Origin of the sequence: Dethiothermospora halolimnae, from assembly GCF_037577855.1 — a bacterium.
GTDB classification, from domain to species: Bacteria; Bacillota; Clostridia; order Tissierellales; family VENL01; genus Dethiothermospora; species Dethiothermospora halolimnae.
This window is the reverse complement of the sequence record NZ_JBAKFX010000005.1, coordinates 58,567-80,373: the sequence shown is the minus strand read 5'-3', so window position 1 is coordinate 80,373 and position 21,807 is coordinate 58,567. Positions and strand designations below refer to the sequence as shown.

Below are 21,807 nucleotides of genomic sequence, written 5' to 3'. Positions count from 1 at the left end.
AATAACTGTACTATGTTATAAGATATGATAAAATTATAATTAACATGTACATATACTATAGTTGAAAAGGAGAGTATTATGATAAAACTAGGAAAGATGCAAAAGCTAAAGGTTATAAAAAAAGCTTCTCAAGGAATTTATTTAAATGAAGAAGGGAACAAGAAAACAGGTAATATTTTATTACCTAAAAAAGAAGTGCCATCAAATATTGATATTGGAGATGAAATAGAGGTATTTATATATAAGGACTCGAAGGATAGGATAATAGCTACCACCAAGAAGCCTAAGCTAATGGTAGGGGATATAGGCTCCCTTAAAGTAAGTGATACAACAAGAATAGGTGCATTTTTAGATTGGGGTTTAGATAAAGATTTATTTTTACCATTTAGAGAACAAAAAGGAAGAATTAAACCAGGGAGAAGATGTCTAGTAACATTATATGTAGACAAAACTAGTAGGCTGTGTGCTACTATGGATATTTATAAACATTTAACTAGTGATTCACCATATAAGGAAAATGACGTGGTTAAAGGGATAATATATGGTAGAAATCATGATTTAGGAACATTTGTAGCCGTTGATAATAAATATCATGGATTAATACCTAAATGGGAAGTAGAAGATGACTTGAAAATAGGAGATGAAGTAGAGGGTAGAGTAGTTAAAGTTAGAAAAGATGGAAAATTAAATTTAAGTCTAACAGAAAAGGCATATAAAATAATAGATAAAGACGCTAAGGTGATTTTAGATAATCTTGTTAAAAATGGAGGAGAACTTCCATTAAATGACAATAGCTCTCCAGATAAAATTAGAAAAGAACTGAGAATGAGTAAAAGTGCTTTTAAAAGAGCGGTAGGGAGACTATTAAAAAGAAGGGTAATAGAGTTTACTAGAAAGGGTATAAGGCTTAAGAAGTAAAATTTAAAAAATATATAGGGACTGGGCATGTCTAGTCTTTAAGTATTGACAAAGTAAGCAAAAATGTCCGTCAGTCCTCGGATTTGGAAAATATATAGAAACGGTCGAAAATAGAATTCCAAACTCACTACGTTCAAACAGTGGAATTCAAGCGATTTTCTCCCTTTTTCTATATTTTCACAAATCCTGCGGGATGACTACCATTTTTGCTTACTTTGTCTAAATATACTCTATAAATAAACTGGGATGGAGATACCCAGTCCAATTTTTCAAAATAAAATATTTAAATTTAAAAGTATATATAGACATAATATTTTAACTAAGTATTGATTAATCACTTATAAATTCGAAACTATTATTAACTAACTCAAAATTATCTTTTAGTCCACTTGTTATAGATATTTTTTTATCCTTTGTTATAAATATGGCATCAACACCATCTAAGTTTTCGATAATTTTTTTACCCTCTTTAAGACCAATAGAGAATATAGAAGTGGATAGGGCATCACCATCTATTGACTTATCAGAAATTATAGATACTCCAGATAGATTATTATTAACGGGGTATCCAGTAAATGGGCTAAGTATATGATGATATCTCTTGCCATCTTTTTCAAAAAATCTTTCGTATATCCCAGAAGTAACTATTGATTTATTTGATACACTTACAGTACCTATATAGGCTCCCCTGGTTTCTAACGGATTTTGAATTCCGATCTTCCATTTTGAACCGTCTACCTTAGTTCCAAGTGTATAAACATTACCTCCAAGGTTTATAATTCCATGCTCCACACCATTATCTACCAATAAATTTTTTACTTCATCGGCAACATAACCCTTTGCTATGCCACCTAGATCTATTACCATGCCCTTATCTTTAAGCATAACTTCTTTAGTGTCTTTATTTATTAATATTTTTTTATAATCCACTTTAGGTAAGGTAGCTTTTATTTCATCTTTAGTTGGAACTCTGGCATCATCACTTCCAATATTCCAAAGTTTAACTATTGGTCCTACGGTTATATCAAAATATCCCTTTGATAATTCAGAATAATATAATGACTTTTCAATAACGTTAAAAGTATCTCTAGATACTTTTACGAAATTTTCTCCAGAATTAGAATTTATGTCTATAACTTCACTGGTATTTTTATTTATAGTCATTTTATTTTCTATTTCTTCTATTCTGTCAAAAACTTTATTAAATATAGTATCATCTACATTATCATAAAGTTTAATAGTGATAACTGTATCTAGATAGAAATTAGTTTTGGAAATCGGGGTATTTTTGTTATTACTTGTGTTACAACCATATAAGATGTTAACAGATAAAATAATCATAATAAATAAAGAGATGTATTTAATTTTTTTAGATAACATAAAAATCCTCCGAATATTAAAGTATTTTGTATATATTATATAATATATTATAACTGAATAAGGCAAAAAATAAAACTATAAAGGCTTTAGGAGAACCCCTAAAGTTTTTTATTGTTAAAAAATTTATTAAAATGTTAAAGGGATACCTAGAGGGGTATAATTAAATTATTATACCCAGTGATTTCAAAAATAAAAAAGTAAAAAATGTAAATAGGGCAAAGTTATTTAAAAACATGGTCGAATATGATATAATTATGTCAATATAGTTAGTAATTCGAAATAAGTTCATTATTAAATGAGGAGGAATATTAATGGGTACCAAGAAGATTTGTATTTTAGGTGCTGGTTATGGTGGAGTTCATGCTGCTAAACTTCTAAATAGGAAGTTTAAAAAGGATGATAATCTAGAAATAACATTAATAAATAAACAGCCCTATCACACACTTTTAACTGAACTCCATGAGGTTGCAGGGGGAAGGGTAGAAAGGGATAGTGTTAAGGTAAATCTTGAGAAAATATTTGGTAAATCTAAGGTAAAGGTTAAGTTAGATGAGATTACTGAAATTGATTTTGAGAAAAATACTTTAAATTCCCCAAATAATAGATATGATTACGATTACTTAATAATCGGATCGGGAAGTGAACCGGCATTTTATAACATCTCAGGTGCTAAAGAAAATAGTTTTACCATTTGGTCATATGAAGACGCAATTAGAATAAGAGAGCATATAGAAACAATGTTTGAGAAAGCAAGTGTCGAAAATAATAAAGACAAAAGAAGAAAAATGCTTACGTTTATGGTAGCGGGGGCTGGATTTACTGGAGTAGAGACTATAGGTGAAATAGCAGAGTGGAAAAATAAACTTTGTAAAGACTATAACATAAGTAAAAGTGAAGTAAGGTTGATTATAGCAGATATGTCTCCTAAAATACTTCCCATATTAGAAGAAAAATTAATAAGGAAGGCTGAAAAAAGACTTAGAAAGTTAGGTGTTGAGATATATACAAAGTGTCCTATTTCACAAGTGAGTAAAGATTATGTTATTATGAAAGATAATGAAAAAGTTAATTGTAAAACTTTAATTTGGTCCGCAGGTGTACAAGCCAATAAATTTACTAAAGAACTAGGGCTTACTTTAGGAGTTGGAGGTAGAATAGTAACTAATGAACATATGCAAACGGTAGATCATAAAAATGTATATGTAGTTGGAGATAATGTAGATTATGAAGATAATTCTAATAAGCTACCCCAGATTGTTGAGACAGCATTACAAACAGCAGAAACAGCAGTGGAAAACATTAAAAATGATATAGATGGAAAGTCAAAAATAGCCCACAAATCCAATTATCATGGCTTAATGGTTTCAATAGGATCAAGATATGCCGTTGCATCAGTGGGAGGAATGAAACTCTCTGGATTCTTTGCTATGGCAGTAAAGCACTTGGTAAATCTACACTATTTATTTGGTGTTGGAGGATTTAATTTAATTTGGTCCTATTTAATGCATGAGATATTCCATATAAAAGAAAAGCGCTCATTATTGGGAGAACATTTTTCATACAATACTCCTAACTTCTGGTTAGTGCCCCTTAGGGTATTCTTAGGTGCCCACTGGCTAATAGAAGGTATTAAAAAGATTCAAGATGGATGGCTAGATCCCGGTAATATATTTATAATACAAACAGAAGTATCCGGGGCAAGTGAAACGGCCGATGCTGCAGCTAATGCAGTGGAACCTTTATTAAGTAGTCCACCGGCTATATATCAGTGGTTTATGGATACATTTGTTGAAAAGGTTGCCTATCCAATGCAGGCTATGGTAGTTATAACAGAGGTAGCAATAGGACTTGCTTTAATAGCAGGATTATTTACAATGATATCAGCAATAGTTTCTTTATTCTTAACATTTAACTTTATAATTTCAGCTATGGCTGATGCCAGTATATTATGGTATTCATTCTCAAGTATTGCCTTAATAGGAGGAGCAGGAAGAACCTTTGGACTGGACTATTATGTAATGCCATGGATTAAGGAGAAATGGAATAAGACTAAGTTGGCTAGGAAATTTTATGTATATATAGACTAATAATGAATATTGTTGATTAATGTTGGAGGATTACAATCCTCCAACTTATTTAATTGCTGGGGGATTTGTAATCCCTCAGCTGATTTTTATATAAAATATATGATATAATTAATAACTAGCTATCTTATTTATTAGATAACAAATGAAAATATTTAGATTAGGGTGATGATATGACTAAGTTTTGGGAGCATTATCCTGAAATCAATAGCGAGCTAGAGGACATAAAGAAAATTATAAAGGATAATACAAAAGAGAAGGTTATAAATGAACCATTATCTCCCGTTGTGGAATCAGGGGGGAAAATGTTAAGACCAGCCTTTTTATTGATGGCTGGAAAGTTTGGAGAATATAAAGCCGATAGATTAAAAAATCTAGGGGCCATAATGGAAATGCTCCATACAGCTACTTTAATACATGATGATATTATTGATGACTCACATTTAAGAAGAGGACAGATTTCTATTCAGTCTAAATATGGAAAAGATTTTGCTGTATATATGGGAGACTATTTATTTTGTAAATGTTTTATGATGCTCTCTAAGGATTTTAATATGGAGGATATGAGTAGAATATCTAAAGTTATTTCAAAAATATGTCTAGGAGAGATGAGGCAACACTATGCTAGAAGGAGTACTAAGGTATCACTAAAAGAATATTTAAAAATTATATCAGGAAAAACAGCAGCATTATTTTCCCTTAGCTTCTATATTGGAGCCAGGGAATCCAATTGCGATGAAAGATTATGTAAATTATTAGGGAAAATAGGCTATGATATAGGTATGGCTTTTCAAATTATAGATGATATTTTAGATTATAGTGGTTCGGCAGAAACAGTTGGAAAAGATACAAGGAATGATTTAAAGCAAGGATATTATACTTTACCCCTTATATATGAGTTTAAAAATAATAATAAATTATTAAAACTTTTAAAAAATAAAGAATTAGAGGATAAAGATATAGATAGAATATATGAAGAGGTAAGAAGTTCGGAAGGGATTGAGAAATCAAGAAAGTTAGCTAAAAGATATACAAATAGGGCTTTTGATAGAATAGATAAACTTCCAGAGAATAACAATAAAGTAGTTCTTAAGGAAATTTTAGATAAATTATTAAATAGAGAATATTAATTATTTGTTTAGGATTTGAAATCCTCCAATATATATTAACAAAGAAGTGACTAAAGTCGCTTCTTTTTAGTATATATGATATAAATAAGATATAGATGTTAATAATAAATAAGAAAGGGGCGATTTTATGGTAAATCGTGAAAGGATAGTTAATGAATTTATTAAATATGTAAAAATAGACAGTCCAACAAAGAGTGAGAAAGAATTTGCAGATTTTATAACTAAAGAGCTAGAGGGCTTAGGATTTGAAGTTTACATAGACAACGCAGGGGAAAAGGCTGGTTGTAATACAGGAAATGTAATAGCTAAGTTAGATGGTAATAAAGATGTTGAACCTATATTATTTAGTTGTCATATGGATACTGTATCACCAAGTGTTGGAATAAAACCAGTTATAAAAGATGATGCAATATATTCCGATGGCACAACTGTATTGGGATCAGATGATAAAGCAGGTATTGCAGCTGTAATGGAAGCGATGAAGGTTATAAAAGAAAATGATATTGACCATGGACCAATAGAGATTGTGTTTAGTATATATGAAGAAGGTGGACTATTTGGGGCTAAGAACTTAGAATATGATAAGTTAGAATCTAAAAAGGCATTTGTTCTTGATAGTGGCGGAGACCCAGGACAAATTATAATAAAGGGACCAGCTCAAGATAAAATAGATGTAAAGGTACTGGGAAAACCTGCCCATGCAGGTGTTTGTCCTGAAGAGGGAATAAGTGCCATAAATGTGGCAGCCCATGCTATAAGTAAAATGAAACTACTTAGGATAGATGAAGAAACCACAGCAAATATAGGAAAAATAGAAGGTGGAGTTGCTACAAATATAGTTACACCGGAAGTTAAAATTAAAGCAGAAGCCAGAAGTTTAAGTGATGAAAAATTAGATAAACAAACTGAACATATGGTTAAATGTTTTAAAGATACAGCTAAAGAGTTTAATGCCCAGGTTGAAATAGAAACCAGTAGAATGTATGGAGCATTTTCATTAGATGAAAATGATGAAATAGTAGAGCTTGTGAAAAAAGCATGTGATAATGCTGGTATAAAGCCATTTACCGATTCCACAGGTGGAGGCAGTGATACGAATATATTAAATGGAAATGGAGTAAAGGCAGTAAACCTAGGAATAGGGGAAAGAAAGCCCCATACTTTAGAAGAGCACATATATATAAAGGATTTAGTTGATAGTAGTAAGTTGGTACTTGAAATAATAAAGTCAATATAAATTAATTAAAAGTTTTTTGTAGGGGCTGAATATATTCAGGCCCTATATATAGTTATGGTGTCACCAACTCCCTTTACTCTGCTCTTTGCACCCTGCACCAGCCAAAGAAGTGGCAAAGCCACCTTTGGCTTTATTTATCAGAAAATTTCAAATAATAAAGAATAAATGTGAAAAATATGGGTATACAAAATAGGGATACATATTATAAAGTAATTGGAGTGATAATATGGATAAAAGTACAAATAAAGTTTTAACTGGAAATCAGGCTATATCAAGGGGTTTTTATGAAGCTGGAGGAATTATAGCCACAAGTTATCCAGGTTCTCCTACAGTGGGAATTATTGAAAATACTAAGGCTTATGAAGATGTTTATTCGGAGTTTTCTACAAATGAAAAGGTGGCATTAGAGGTAGCAATAGGAGGTTCCTTTAATGGTGCTAGATCCATGGTTGCAATGAAGCATGTGGGGATGAATATAGCTTTAGACCCCCTTATGACCTTTACAGAAACTCCAATAAATGGAGGTTTTTTATTGGTATCAGGAGATGATCCAGGACTTGCTAGTTCCCAAAATGAACAGGACAATAGATATTTGGGGAAATTTGCAAATATGGGTATATTAGACCCTTCAGACAGTCAAGAGGCAAAGGATTATACTAAAAAAGCTTTTGAAGTAAGTGAAGAACTGTCCATTCCGATGATGCTTAGAATAACCAGCAGATTGTGTCATAGCAGAAGTATAGTAAATGTTGAAGATAGAGTTGATATAAAGCAAAGTGGTATGGATAGGGACTGGAAAAAGTTTTGTATGATACCTGCTAATTCTAGAGGGTCTCAATATTTTATAAAGGAAAGAATCGAGAAATTAGAAGAATATGCCTATGACACTGATTTAAATAGACTAGAAAATAAGGATGGAACCGATACACTGATAATAACATCGGGACTAATGTATAACAATCTAAAGGAACTGGATATTGATGCAAGCATATGGAAACTAGGTCTTATCTATCCTATTTCTGCGAAAAAGGCAAAGGAAGTAACAGATAAATTTAATAAAATAATAGTTTTGGAAGAAATGATGCCCTTTATTGAAAATGAACTAAAATTAATGGGAATAAAATGTGAAGGTAAAAAATACTTTTCCTTTACAGGGGAGTTAGATTTAAAGGATATAGAGGAAGGCTTATTTAAGGCTGAAGTTATTAAAGATAAGAGTATAGAGGAAATTAAAAATTCAGAAACTGTTGTTAGACACCCTGTATTTTGTACTGGATGTCCCCATAGATCCACATTTGATATTCTGAAAAAGGCCAAAACTAAGTTAATAGTTGGTGATATAGGATGCTATTCCCTGGCAGCGCTACCTCCCTTTGAGAAATCCAATTCCATAATAAGTATGGGAGCAAGTATTGGAATAACAAAGGGACTTAGTAAGGCAATGAAAGCAGATGGAAATACAGAACCAATTGTAGCTGTAATTGGAGATGGAACATTTTTTCACTCGGGAATTCCATCTTTTATAAATCTATTACATCAAAAGGGGGAAGATGAAAATATAACAATAGTTGTCCTTGATAATAGAACCACCGCCATGACTGGGGGACAACACAATGGAAGCTCTGGATTATATAATGAAGGGGATGACATGAAAGTTGGTATAAAGACCCTTTTAGAAAATATAGGTTTTGATAGAGTTAAAGAAATAAATCAATATGAATATAAAGAAGCTAAAAAGCTGATTGATGGGGAGATAGGATATGATGGACTATCGGTCATAGTTGTAAATGGCCCCTGTGCCTTAAAGTATAAACTTGAAAAGCCCCATTATTATGTTGATCCCAATATATGTATAGGATGTAGATCCTGTATAAGAACTGGTTGTCCACCTCTTAAAATGAAGGAATATGAAGGAATAGAAAAGTTAAAATCTTCAATAGATAGTGATATGTGTGTAGGATGTGGAGTATGTGCTGCTGTTTGTCCGGTGGATGCAATTAAACAGTCAAAACCAAAAGATGGGGACGGTGATCATATTGACAACTAATATAATGCTATCGGGAGTAGGAGGTCAAGGATTAGTTTTAATGACCAAAATCATTTGCCAAGCAGCAATGATGGATAACTATGATGTAAAAAGCAATGATGTAGTTGGTTTATCCCAAAGAGGTGGTATGGTATGGGGAAATGTAAGAATAGGTGAAAAAGTTTATTCTCCTAACATAAAACCAAATGAAGGAGATATAGTAATCGGTATGGAGCCCCTTGAGGCATATAGGTGGCGGGAACTGCTTAAAGATACAGGTACTGTTATTATGAATATAAAAAAGTTTAATCCTGTATTGGTTCAACAGGAAAAAGTAAAATATCCAGATGAAGAAATTGAAGAATTCAAATCAAAATACAATACCATAGCTATAAATGCAATAGAAGAGGGTATTAAAATAGGCAAAAAACAAGTAGCCAATGTAATACTATTGGGGATTTTAGCCAGGTACCTAGAAAAAGAAGAAAAAACCCCTATATCTATTGATATATGGAAAGAAACCATTAGGGAAAATGTACCTAAAAAAGCTGTAGAAATGAATATGAAAGCCTTTGATTTGGGGTATAACTATGGGAAAACTAATAGCTAATAAGCACAAGCTATTAATTTATATGTAGGTCCTAAATATATTCAGGACGATTTTAAAGCCATATAGTATATTACAATAGTAAAATCTAGTTGCTGGGGGATTCGCAATCCCCCAGCTTACCTAGAAATACAGTTTTTGGCATAATAGGTCTTCTAGAAGAAGACCTAAGGGATTCAATATATTGAATCCCTACATATATTTATAGTCTAACCAACTCCCTGCTCTCTGCACCTTATACTCTGTACTGAACAAAGAAACGCTGAAGGTGTCTTTGCTCTAATAACAAATAAAAGATGTTATATTTCTTAAATCAGTTCCATAAAATACCCACATAAATCCAGTCCATCTAAATCCAGATATTGATCTCCTTCCTATAAATGTAGGATAGAACCAAAAGGCATCTCCATTTGACAACCAAATATATGTGAATTTGCGTCTACATTGTTTAATCGAACCGGGATCTACCCTAAAGGGAGATGGCTGTGGTGTAAATGATGGAGGTGGACTAGCAGGTGGTCCATCTCTAAAATCATTAGGTTGGTTAAATGGTGGTGGAGGAGGTGGTGTATATGGATAAAAGAATCCTCTCATTTATAATCACCCCTTTATATATTCTCGATACATTATATTCAAACTTGTCTATTATGTGATGTAAATAAAGAGTAATAGTTATAAATAAGAAAATAATGGATATAATCATTAAAAACCTATGTTTCAATATAAAATATTTTATCAATATTTCTATATATGATAAGATTATGTGTAGATATTAATTGAATTATAGGATAAAAGGTGGTTTTGTTATGGATCCATTAAATATATTAAAAGAGTATTTTGGATATGAAAGCTTTAGAAGGGGACAACAGGAGTTAATAGAGGGAATAATAGATAATAAAGATGTACTAGGGATTATGCCCACAAGTGGAGGTAAGTCTCTCTGTTATCAGATACCATCTATTATTATGGATGGAGTAACTATAGTTATATCTCCTCTTATTTCCCTTATGAAAGATCAAGTTGACTCTTTAGGAGAGCTGGGTATAGAAGCTACTTATATCAACAGTACCCTTACTGTAGCCGAACAACGTAAAAGAATAGCGGACATAGAAAATAATAAATATAAGTTAGTATATGTAGCCCCTGAGAGATTAAATTCAATGGAATTTTTAAGTTTATGTAACAGGGTAAAAATCCCCCTAGTAGCCATAGATGAGGCCCACTGTATAAGCCAGTGGGGACATGATTTTAGGCCAAGCTATAAGGAAATACCAAGGTTTATAAATAGATTAAATAATAGACCGGTGGTAGGTGCTTTTACAGCTACAGCAACAAAGGAAATAATAGTTGATATCAAAGAGCTATTAAGCTTAGACAATCCACTGGAAATTTTAACTGGTTTTGATAGGGAAAATCTATATTTCCATGTGGAAAGATCTATAGATAAAAAGAAATTCTTAATAGACTACTTAAAAAATAAAAACGATAAATCTGGGATAATTTATTGTTCCACTAGAAAGGAAGTAGAAGGAGTATGTCACTATCTAAATGAACATGGTCTTAAAGCTGGTATATATCATGGTGGAATGGGAAGTGCTGAAAGGCAAGAATCCCAAGAGGACTTTTTGTATGATAAAAAGCTAATTATGGTAGCGACAAATGCCTTTGGAATGGGAATAGATAAATCAAATGTAAGGTTTGTTATTCACTATAATATTCCTAAAAATATGGAAGCCTATTACCAAGAAGCAGGAAGGGCAGGTAGAGATGGAGAGGATAGTGATTGTATAGTATTATTTTCCCCCCAGGATGTTGTGAAACAAAAGTATATAATCCAGCAAAATCAGATGAATCCAGATAGGGAAGCCCTACTATATAGAAATCTTCAGTATTTAGTTGATTATTGCCATACCAACGAATGTTTAAGAAAAAGGATACTAGAGTACTTTGGAGAAATAGAAACCATTGATAAATGTGGCAACTGTAGTAATTGTTTAGATGATAGGGAGTATGAAGATATAACAATAGATGCCCAGAAGGTTTTATCCTGTGTATATAGGATGGAAGAAAAATATGGTACAACCCTTGTGGCTCAAGTACTAAAAGGATCTAGAAATAAGAAAGTATTAAACTTCGGATTAGATAAAATAACAACATATGGAATTATAAAAGATAAAACAGAAAAGGAAATTAAACAATTAATATTATATTTAGTGGCAGAGGATTTTTTAAAATTAACTGAAAGTAAATTCCCTGTGGTAAGATTAACATCAAAATCAATAGATGTTTTAAAAGGTAAAGAAAAAGTATTTAGAAAAGTTCAGAAAAGGGAAACTGTAAAAGAGGACATTATAGTACATGAAGAATTATTTAATGAATTAAGGGAACTTCGTATGGAAATATCAACGAAAAATGGAGTACCTCCATATATTGTATTTTCCGATAGTACACTAAAGGATATGTGTAAATACTTACCAACCACAAAGGAAGAAATGGTAAATATAAAAGGGGTAGGAAATAAAAAATTAGAAAGTTATGGAGATAGATTTATCTTAGTAATAGCTGATTATAAGGATAGAACAGGAGCTGAAACCGAAGTAAAAGCTATTAAAAGTAGTGATAATAGTGGAAAAATAAAGACCCATATTATAACCTATAATATGTATAAAGAAGGAAGGTCTCTAGAAGAAATAGCAAATGAAAGGGAAGTCACGGAGGGCACTATATTAAATCATTTAGTTAAATGTTATGAAGAAGATAAAGAGGTTGACTGGTCTAGTATGGTAGATAAAGACTTAGAAGAACGGATATCAGCTGCTATAGATGAAGTTGGAGCTGAATATTTAAAACCCATTAAAGAGCAATTACCCGATGAAATATCCTATGAGGATATAAAGAAGGTTCTTTATAAAAGGATTTATAGTAGTTGATCGTTGATAGATATGAAGAAGAAGAGCTATATAATATTTCAAACTTAGTATCGTCAATATTTCTGTTAGATCAAGAGATAAATCAAAAAGAATTAATAAGAAGATTAAAAAAGATAATATATATACTAAAGAAAATAAGTTCAGAACAATTTGATGTATTTAAGCAATGGATAAAAAAGATAATTAAACCTAGATTAGATAAGAGCATGGGAAGTAATGTGGACGAAATATTAGATAAGTCTAGTCAAAGGGAGGTTGATACAATGGTTCATAATTTAGAAATAACATTAGATAATATTAAAAAAGAAGGTATGAAGGAAGGTATGAAAGAAGGTATGGAAAAGGGGAAAATTGAGGTTGCAAGACAAATGCTAATAGAAGGATTAGGGATAGATATGGTAATAAAATTAACAAAATTAAAAAAAGAAAAGATATTAAAATTAAAACAAGAAATAGATAAAGGCAAACATTAGGGAAAGACCTTATTTCTATGCAGAAATAAGGTCTTTCAAACTAAAAAGGGGGAAATTATGAAAATAACCGATAATATTTCAAAAGATATAATACAATTTTTAAATAACAAAAAAGTTTTAGAAGTTGCCTGTGGAGATTCGGAATTTAGTTTGAGTGCTTCAAAATATGCAAAGAATGTGTTAGCAACTGACATATCTTTAGAAAGATTTAAGAAAAAAGCTTTAAACCAGATACCCCAAAATGTTGAATTTAGAGAAATGGATGGATCTAATTTACAAATAGATAAAAATACATTTGATACCTCTGTTTGTTATAATACTTTAGGTCATTTAGAAGATGTACTAGCTTTAGTTATAGAAGAGATGAAAAAAGTTACAAAACCCGGTGGACACTTGATATTTATAGCCACATGGAAGATGGATAAAAAGATCTTATCAGATTTTAAAAATACTATTGGTATGTATGGGGAACTAAAATTAGAGTTAGATATTGAGAAAAATAGATATAAAATATTAGTGATCAATAATAAAAAGATAGGTTAGATATATAAGAGTATTGTTTAGAATATTACATAGTAGATAAAAAATGACTCTTAATTTAGGCCCCTGGAAAATGCAAGTAGCTTCGAATTCATTCGAAGCTACTTGTATTTTGATATAGGTAATAAACCTAAATGATGTAGAGGGGAGTTCATTCTTGGTACAATAATATTTTTTTTATAAAATTAATTTAAAAAAGTTGAAGGGTTTTTTAAAGGTCATACGTCTATACATAATAGAGAAGAAAATAAGGAGGGAAAAAAGATGAGGACAAAGAAAGTTGGGATACTGACTTTAGCTATTTCACTAATATCAATTGGATGTTTGCTTTTATTAAGAAATTTTTTTAATTTTGATGTGGGATTTGTATTATCTATATTTACACCATCTGTAATAATATTATTTGGACTGGAGTTAATACTTAGTAAACTTATATTTGATAATAAAAAAGAAGAAATAAAAATGAAGGTTGATAAACTAAGTCTAATATTATTAATTATAGTTGTAATAGTAACATCAATGGGGAATTTATCCCTTAGAGTTGATGGGGTAAATATATTTGGGAGTGATATTTTTTATGAACATAGTTCTTTTTACACAAGGAATTATGACTTAGATGTAAAAGGGAAAAATAAGTTTATAATAAATAACTCCCATGGAGATATAGATATAAGATCTACTGATAAAGAAAAAATATCTATTAACTGTGATATAAACATCAAACATAATGACGAAGAATATGTAGAGGGAATATTAGATCAAATAGTGGAGATTAAGGATCTTAAAGAGGCAATAGAGGTGAAAACAAAAGGGGATAGAAGATTTTATGATAGAAAAAATATAGTAGGTATAAATGTTTCATATTTTATTGAGATACCTAAGGGAATAGAGGTTAAAGTTGATAATAGATATGGAGACATCTATGTAGAGGGAATAAATGAAGTGGCAACTATAGAAAATGGTTATGGTGAGATAGAAATAAAAAATATAGGTAATAAGCTAAATATAATTAATTCATATGGAGATATAGAGATAGAAAATGTAAAGGGTAATAGTAAAATAGTAAATGAACATGGAAAGGTTAAAGCTGTAAATATCGATAAAAACTTAGAAATTGAAACCTCCTATGATAATGTGGAAGTGGCTAAAATAAATGGAGATGTATATATAAAGAATGGTCATGATAAAATTGAGGTTGATGATGTAAGGGGAAGCTTAACTATAGATAGTGAGTACTGTGATATTGAAACTTCTAATATAGGTAAAGATGCAGATATAGAAGGAAGTCATGGAGACATGAAGTTGGAGAATATAGTGGGAAATGTAAAGATAGACAGTAAATATGACGAAATATACTTATCAGAGGTATATAAAGAGATTAATATAATGGGATTACATAGTGATATAAGAGTAGAAAATTCCAAGGAGATTAAGGATTATGTTAAAATAACAACCGAATATGGGGATGTGGATTTAAGAGTATCTAAAGAACAGAAAGGAGAATTCATATTATTCTCTACAGATGACGAGATAGATACAAATCTTGACTTGACTATAGAAGAAGAAGGAAGAGGGGAAAAGGTAAATGAAGTTATAACTGGAGGAGAAGGTAAGTTTGATATAGAAGCTAGAAATGGAGATATAGAAATATTTACAAGATAATGTAGGTTGGTGGTGAGCTAATTGGATGAAGAAAAAATAGTTATTGCGTTACAAAGGGGTAATAAGGAAGTATTTCCTAAACTTATAGATAGTTATAAAAAGAGAATATTTGCTATGGCATATAAGTTTACCAATGATTATAATGAAACTCAAGACTTAGCCCAGGAGATATTTTTAAAAGTATATAAAGAAATAAAAACCTTTAAATTCCAAAGTAAATTATCAACATGGATATATATAATAGCAAATAATACCTGCTTAGATTGGAAAAGGAAAAACTCAAAGAAAATACTGGTAGATATATCAAATATAGTAGACACCACGGCTGACTTAAACAATCAAGGGGATGACATACCGGAGGATAATATAATAAAATCCGAGTATCAAAGAGAAATTCATCATACAATCTATAGGTTACCGGATATATATAAGTCTGTTATAATTATGTACCACTTTAATAATATGTCCTATAAAGATATATCAATAGCATTAGATATATCTGAAAAAACGGTGGAAACTAGATTGTATAGAGGAAGGAAATTACTTAAAGACAAAATAGATAAATTAAATTCAGGGGTGATTACCTATGAAATGTAGAGTGGTTATTGATAGTATGGATATGTATTTTGATAAAAAACTTTCTAATCTAGAAGTTAATGATATAGAAAAACACTTGACAAGTTGTAAAAAATGTAGAGACCAATATGAAAATACGAAAAGCTTTTATGATATTCTAGATAATCATGACATTATATCACCACCCATTGATTTTACAGAAAATATTATGGATATGATAGAAGATGTTGAAATAGATAGGCATAAAAAACATAGGGGAGGCAGTAAATGGGGACTTAGTTTTGTAGCAGCAGGAATATTATTTGCCTTTATAAGTTTTTCATCATTTAATTACCAAATGAGGGATTTATCTGTTGGTATATCACAAAAAGTTTTGGAGACCAATGAAATGGTAAGGAAACCCTTAAAAGAAATATCTGAGGGATTAAGTTACTTGAACAACTATTTTAACATTAAAAAATAAATAAAGGAGGTATATTTATGGAATATAATGAAGAAAAAGTTAAAAAGTCAGATTTAATGTGTAAATATTGTGGACATAATACTTCTAACAAATATATAAAAGATGAAGATGGGGTAGTATGTATAGGGTGTGCTAAGGATAATGGATTATTAGTTGTTGAAGATAAAAAAAATAATAATCATTATAAAGTAAGTAACTCTAGACGATATAGTTCATTTTGGACTACTATTTTATCCTTTATCCCGGGAGCGGGACAAATGTATTTAGGATTTATGAATAGAGGGTTACAGGTTATGCTGGCATTTTTCGGTATAATTGCCCTATCTTCAATGACTTACTTCTTTGGCTTTATAACTCCATTGGCAGCAATAGTCTGGTTTTATGGTGTTTTTGACTGCTATAATCTAAGAAAGAAACTTGAAAAGGGAGAAGAAGTAGAAGACAAAATGTTTATAAACTTTAATATAAAAAATGTTAACCTATATTATGTAGGTATAGCTGTTACCATTATTGGAGGAATATCTTTAATTGAAACAGTAATGGAAAGGTATATGAATAATTATTATATAAGGATGACAAGAAGCCTAATCATATCCGTAGCATTAGTAGCAATTGGAGTTTATTTAATATATAGGGAAAGAAAATCACTTAAATCTTAATTTTAATAATTAAAATGAAAAATGAGTTAGGGGATTAGGAATCCCCAACAACTAAAAAGCAAATGAAAACTCCCTTGAGTCTTGTTTACTAGTTCAGGGATCCAGGGAATGAAAAAAAGGATTTTGCCTATAGGCAAAATCCTTTTTCAACCTCAACCTCAATTCATTATCTGTTTAAGAAAAAGTCAGCAGAGGGATTTACTCCTTCAAGCATATCCTTAACCCTTTTTCCGATTACTGGATTATAATGGGGATGGGTTAAAATATAGAACTGTTCTTCTTCGATTGCTATAAATACACTTTGACCAATTGAATCTATTGGCATACCTGTATTAATAACATGATGACCTCTCTTTAATCCATCTTTATAGGATTTACTTTCATAATATGGGTTATTTGGGTCTATTTTAAATCTTTCCGGACGATGTCTATCGGAATTATCTAAATCAGTTTGGACAAAGCCAGGACAGAATACTGACATCTTGATTTTAGAGTTTCTAGCTTGTAAACTATAATTTACAGACTCAGTGATTGCCACACTGGCATGTTTTGTAGTATGATAAGCAGGCATGTTAGGAGTAGTAAGAAGCCCTGCTACCGATGCTGTGTTTACTATATGACAAGGGGTATCCTGCTTAAGCATTATAGGAATAAAAGCCTTTAGACCGTGTATAATACCATATACATTAACTCCGATTATCCAATCCCAATCATTTAGTGGCAGTTCCCAAGCAGGTCCTGCTGCAACTACGCCGGCATTATTAAATAGAAGATCTACTGAATCAAATTCATCTAAAGTTTTATCAGCTAGAGCCTTAACATCTTCATATTTGGAAACATCGGTTACCACTGAAATAACTTCTGCGCCCATTTCCTTAATCTTCTTTGTTGCATTTTCTAAATCATTTTTATCAATGTCAGACATGACTATTTTCATTTCCCTATTGGCACATTCTTTAGCATACTCAAAGCCAAAACCATTGGCTGCTCCTGTTATTACCGCAACTTTTCCTTTAAAATCCTTCATTAATATATCCCCCTTTTAGTCTAATACATAGGCTTTTTCAAAACCTTCTCTTATAGCCTCGGCGATTCTACCTGCTTTACTTGCATCTCCTATAACTTTAATGTTACTAAAGTTTTCTTCTAAATCATTTAATAGATTTTTCACCGGCTTAACACCCAGTGACAAAACAACATTATCTACAGGTAGTTCAATATCCATATTTGTTAATGTATTTAATAAAACGATACTATCTTTGTTTATCTTAACAAGTCTATGTCTAGTTTTAATATCAACATTATATTTATTTAAACGTTGGTTTATATCGAATAGATTAGCTGGGTATAGGTCCTTACCGATTTGGGACTGCATCTCTATTAATGAAACATTATTGCCATTTTCTGCAATCATTTCAGCAGTTTCACAACCGGTCATTCCAGAACCTATAACAGCTACATTTTTATTATCGAACTTAATATTTCCCTTTAATACTTCCACTGATGTGGTCACATTGTCTCCGTCTACTCCAGGAATAGGTGGTATAATTGGGTTTGCACCAGAAGCTAGGAATATAGCATATGGCTCAATAGCTTTTATATCTTCCATAGTTGCTTCTGTATTTAAATGGACCTCAACACCAAGCTTTTTAACTTCATATTTCAAATTATCTATTAGCCAATCAATTTTTTCCTTTTTAGGAGGTTTATTTGCTAGGTTTAAAGCTCCTCCTAGTTCGTTTTCCTTTTCAAATATTACAGGTTTAAATCCACGGAGAGCAAGAACTCTAGCTGATTCCATACCGGCAGGACCTCCACCTATTATGGCAACCTTTCTATCATCTCCATTTTTTTCAAAACCATCAAACTCTAACTCTCTTCCCACTCGGGCATTTACAGCACATTTTATCTTTCTACCGCTTTCAAGCTCTTCTATACAATGAAGACATGAAATACAGGGTCTAATAGTTGACTCTTCTCCATTATAAGCCTTTTTACCCCAATTAGGATCTGCCAGATGGCCTCTACCTAATGCTACAAAATCAAGATTTCCCTCGTCTAAAAGTTTTTCAGCAAAATCAGGTTTTCTTATTACATCAACAGCAATAACAGGTATATTAACAGCTTTTTTAATAGTTTCAGATAGATGCCTTTTCCAACCTTGAGGGTATGAAATAGGTTCTATTATTGTAACACCTGATTCATAGGTTCCATTACTTACATTTATAGCATGTATACCAAGACTTTCTAAATATCTTGCTATTTTAACTGCATAATCTAGCTTAAATCCACCTTCAACAAATTCATCTCCATCAATTCTTACTGAGATTGGGAAATCCTTTCCACATATATGTTTAATGCCAAGGATTATTTCTGTTATAAATCTCATTCTATTTACAAAATGGCCACCATATTTATCAGTTCTCTTATTAGTATAGGGACTCATAAATTGGTTAATTAGATATCCATGGGCACCATGAAGTTCAACTCCATCTATGCCGGCCATTTGGGCGATCTTAGCTCCCTTTACAAACTTTTTAACTAGACCTTCTACTTCTTCTGTTGTAAGCTCCCTAGGCTCCTCTTTACATCTTTGACATGTAATTGGACTTGGAGCTACAACTTGTCTTCCTTCTATTAAGTTACTATGACTTTGTCTACCGGGATGATGTAACTGTACAAATACCTTAGAATCATATTTATGTATTGATTTTGCAAGTCTTTCCAGTTGAGGCACATGATTTGGTTTTGTTACACATAACTGATTAGAAGTACCAACACCATATTCATCATCAACACGGGTTATTTCAGTTATTATAAGTCCAGCTCCACCCTCAGCCCTTTCTTCATAATATCTTATTAAGTCATGGGAAGCTTCTCCAGTTGCAGTGGCTAATGATGTACCCATAGCAGGCATAACTATTCTGTTTTTCAACTCTAGATTACCTATTTTTCCTTTAGAAAATAAATTTTTATACTTCATAAATGCCCTCCTCGTTATTTTATTATCAATCCTACTTATAATCTATCATAGCATCAAATGTAAAAACATATTGGGCTGACACAAAATTAACATAGTTTTTTGTGCTAAATGCACTATAAGATTGAAATTTAACATAAGTTTATTTACTTAAATCTCATATATCCCTTGTTTATATTGGCTAAATGGTATATAATGATTCAGACACATAACAATTATTAGATGGTAAAGCTGTAAATGGAAAGTGTTCATTTACAGTTTTTTTGTTGGTGGAAATTGGAATATATAGCCTAATCAGGTGGGATTATGGTTGTATTATAGGATGCAAATGATTTATATACTAAATCTAAGACTAAAACTGAAACTCAAACTAAAACTAAGACTTAGACTGAAGTTCAATTTGCCCCCTATAATGCAACCATGACCAGAATTTTGGGGAAATTTCCATTTATTACAATCGAAGACGATGATAAGACAATTGTTATGTGGAAATAATAATATCATAATGTAAGCGAGAGAGGAGAAAGTTAATGGAAAGAATAAGATTTGAAAAACTTAATATTTCGGATGAAATTAAAAAAGCTGTAAAGGACATGGGGTTTGAAGAGGCTAGTCCTATTCAGACTAAATCTATTCCTTATTTAATGGATGGAAAGGACGTTATTGGTCAGGCACAGACTGGAACAGGAAAAACTGCTGCCTTTGGAATACCTACATTAGAAAGAATTGATGCAAGTAATAAAACGGTACAATCTTTAATCTTATGTCCAACAAGGGAGTTGGCTATACAGGTATCAGAGGAGATAAGAAGAATATCTAAATTTATTAAAGGTATAAATATACTTCCTGTATACGGAGGGCAGCCTATAAATAGACAAATAAAAGCTCTTAAAAAAGGAGTTCATATAGTTATAGGAACTCCTGGAAGAGTTATGGATCATATGCGCCGTGGTACTTTAAAGATGGGTAATTTAAAAATGGTTATATTAGATGAAGCAGACGAAATGCTTAATATGGGATTTATAGATGATATTGAAACAATACTACAAGGTACTCCAAAGGAAAGACAAACGGTATTATTTTCAGCTACTATGCCCAAGGGGATATTAAAAATCGCCAATAAATATCAAAAGAACCCTAAAAAAATTAAAGTGGTCCATAAAAAGTTAACAGTACCTAGCATTGAACAATATTATTTCGATATTAAACAAAGAGATAAGTTAGAGGTTCTTACCCGTTTAATGGATATGTATAGCCCTAAGTTAAGTTTAGTATTTTGTAATACAAAGAGAAAAGTTGATGAACTTGTAATAAAACTACAAGGCAGAGGGTACTTTGCAGATAAGTTACATGGAGATATGAGACAACGTCAAAGAGATAGGGTAATGAATAGTTTTAGAAATGGTAATGTCGAAGTGCTTGTTGCCACAGATGTTGCAGCTAGAGGTATAGATGTGGATGATGTGGAAGTAGTATTTAACTTTGACGTTCCCCAAGATGAAGAATATTATGTACACAGAATTGGTAGAACGGGAAGAGCAGGAAGGACAGGTAAGGCATTTACCTTCGCTGTAGGTAAAGAAATATATAAACTAAAAGATATACAAAAGTATACTAAAACTAAAATTAGAAGACAGAATCCACCATCAGCAAGTGATGTGGAGGAAGCTAAAAGTGAGATAGTGTTAAACCAAGTTAAAAATATTATAAGCAAAGAAAAACTAACTAAAGAAGTTAATCTAATAGAAAAGTTTATTGATGAAGATTATGCATCAATTGATATTGCTGCTGCTCTATTAAAATTATTAACAGATAGAACTGATAAAAATTCCGATTCTCCAGAGGCTGATTTTGGAGATACAGGAGCAGAACCCGGTATGGTACGTCTTTTTGTAAATGTAGGTAAAAAAGATAAGATAAGACCAGGGGATATCGTAGGAGCAATAGCAGGTGAAACAGGACTTAAAGGAGAATTAATCGGAGCTGTCGATATATTTGATAAATATACCTTTGTTGAGGTTCCAGAAGATAGTGGAAGAGAAGTTATTAATGTAATGAATAGAAATAAAATCAAAGGTAAAAATGTAAATATAGAACCTGCTAATAGAAAATAAATAAAAAATTGTTGACAAAGAAATTACT

At 31.4% G+C, this 21,807-nt stretch carries 17 protein-coding genes and 1 pseudogene; 14 read left to right on the top strand and 4 right to left on the bottom strand.

Annotated elements, in window-relative coordinates:
• Positions 1-78: 78 nt before the first annotated feature.
• Positions 79-918, top strand: a complete 840-nt coding sequence (locus V6137_RS03375; protein ID WP_425446467.1) for a CvfB family protein — start codon at positions 79-81, stop codon at positions 916-918.
• A 330-nt stretch (positions 919-1,248) separates the two neighbouring features.
• Here V6137_RS03375 and V6137_RS03370 read toward each other — a convergent pair whose 3' ends face one another.
• Positions 1,249-2,298, bottom strand: a complete 1,050-nt coding sequence (locus V6137_RS03370; protein WP_425446466.1) for an FAD:protein FMN transferase — start codon at positions 2,296-2,298, stop codon at positions 1,249-1,251.
• Positions 2,299-2,609: 311 nt separating this feature from the next.
• Between V6137_RS03370 and V6137_RS03365 the strand changes: the two genes are divergently transcribed.
• The 5 genes from V6137_RS03365 (at position 2,610) to V6137_RS03345 (ending at position 9,385) form a co-directional block, all read left to right on the top strand.
• A complete protein-coding gene (locus tag V6137_RS03365; protein WP_425446465.1) occupies positions 2,610-4,385 on the top strand; it encodes an FAD-dependent oxidoreductase in 1,776 nt (591 codons plus the stop codon).
• Between the two features lie 170 nt (positions 4,386-4,555).
• Positions 4,556-5,512, top strand: coding sequence for a polyprenyl synthetase family protein (locus tag V6137_RS03360; RefSeq protein WP_425446464.1), 957 nt, complete (start codon positions 4,556-4,558; stop codon positions 5,510-5,512).
• 127 nt (positions 5,513-5,639) lie between these two features.
• Entirely contained in the window at positions 5,640-6,749 is a 1,110-nt protein-coding gene (locus V6137_RS03355) for a M20/M25/M40 family metallo-hydrolase (RefSeq protein ID WP_425446463.1), read from the top strand.
• Between the two features lie 226 nt (positions 6,750-6,975).
• Positions 6,976-8,796 carry a thiamine pyrophosphate-dependent enzyme gene (locus V6137_RS03350; RefSeq protein ID WP_425446462.1) on the top strand — a complete coding sequence of 607 codons (1,821 nt, stop codon included), beginning with the start codon at positions 6,976-6,978 and terminating at the stop codon, positions 8,794-8,796.
• Complete coding sequence (locus V6137_RS03345) at positions 8,786-9,385, top strand: indolepyruvate oxidoreductase subunit beta (RefSeq protein WP_425446461.1); 600 nt, start codon at positions 8,786-8,788, stop codon at positions 9,383-9,385. Before V6137_RS03350 ends, V6137_RS03345 begins: the two co-directional genes overlap by 11 nt.
• A gap of 276 nt (positions 9,386-9,661) precedes the next feature.
• Here the strand turns inward: V6137_RS03345 and V6137_RS03340 are convergent, their stop codons facing one another.
• Complete coding sequence (locus V6137_RS03340; RefSeq protein WP_425446460.1) at positions 9,662-9,976, bottom strand: hypothetical protein; 315 nt, start codon at positions 9,974-9,976, stop codon at positions 9,662-9,664.
• A 212-nt stretch (positions 9,977-10,188) separates the two neighbouring features.
• Between V6137_RS03340 and recQ the strand changes: the two genes are divergently transcribed.
• The 7 genes and pseudogenes from recQ to V6137_RS03305 all read left to right on the top strand — a co-directional run bounded on the left by recQ (position 10,189) and on the right by V6137_RS03305 (position 16,685).
• Complete coding sequence (gene recQ / locus V6137_RS03335) at positions 10,189-12,312, top strand: DNA helicase RecQ (RefSeq protein WP_425446459.1); 2,124 nt, start codon at positions 10,189-10,191, stop codon at positions 12,310-12,312.
• On the top strand, positions 12,309-12,785 hold the full coding sequence (locus V6137_RS03330; protein ID WP_425446458.1) for an RpnC/YadD family protein: 477 nt from the start codon (positions 12,309-12,311) through the stop codon (positions 12,783-12,785). Before recQ ends, V6137_RS03330 begins: the two co-directional genes overlap by 4 nt.
• Before the next feature lie 24 nt (positions 12,786-12,809).
• Positions 12,810-13,328: pseudogene (locus V6137_RS03325) on the top strand (class I SAM-dependent methyltransferase); the annotation flags it as partial.
• 261 nt (positions 13,329-13,589) lie between these two features.
• Complete coding sequence (locus V6137_RS03320) at positions 13,590-14,987, top strand: DUF4097 family beta strand repeat-containing protein (RefSeq protein WP_425446457.1); 1,398 nt, start codon at positions 13,590-13,592, stop codon at positions 14,985-14,987.
• Between the two features lie 21 nt (positions 14,988-15,008).
• Positions 15,009-15,584 (top strand): RNA polymerase sigma factor, encoded by a 576-nt coding sequence (locus tag V6137_RS03315; RefSeq protein WP_425446456.1) that lies wholly within the window; start codon positions 15,009-15,011, stop codon positions 15,582-15,584.
• Positions 15,574-16,026, top strand: coding sequence for an anti-sigma factor family protein (locus V6137_RS03310; protein ID WP_425446455.1), 453 nt, complete (start codon positions 15,574-15,576; stop codon positions 16,024-16,026). The genes V6137_RS03315 and V6137_RS03310 overlap by 11 nt, the downstream gene beginning before the upstream one ends.
• A 17-nt stretch (positions 16,027-16,043) precedes the next feature.
• On the top strand, positions 16,044-16,685 hold the full coding sequence (locus tag V6137_RS03305) for a hypothetical protein (RefSeq protein WP_425446454.1): 642 nt from the start codon (positions 16,044-16,046) through the stop codon (positions 16,683-16,685).
• A 166-nt stretch (positions 16,686-16,851) separates the two neighbouring features.
• Here the strand turns inward: V6137_RS03305 and V6137_RS03300 are convergent, their stop codons facing one another.
• Positions 16,852-17,712, bottom strand: a complete 861-nt coding sequence (locus tag V6137_RS03300; RefSeq protein WP_425446453.1) for an SDR family NAD(P)-dependent oxidoreductase — start codon at positions 17,710-17,712, stop codon at positions 16,852-16,854.
• Positions 17,713-17,727: 15 nt separating this feature from the next.
• Positions 17,728-19,668, bottom strand: coding sequence for an oxidoreductase (locus V6137_RS03295; RefSeq protein ID WP_425446452.1), 1,941 nt, complete (start codon positions 19,666-19,668; stop codon positions 17,728-17,730).
• A gap of 527 nt (positions 19,669-20,195) precedes the next feature.
• Between V6137_RS03295 and V6137_RS03290 the strand changes: the two genes are divergently transcribed.
• Entirely contained in the window at positions 20,196-21,779 is a 1,584-nt protein-coding gene (locus V6137_RS03290; RefSeq protein WP_425446451.1) for a DEAD/DEAH box helicase, read from the top strand.
• Positions 21,780-21,807: the final 28 nt, after the last annotated feature.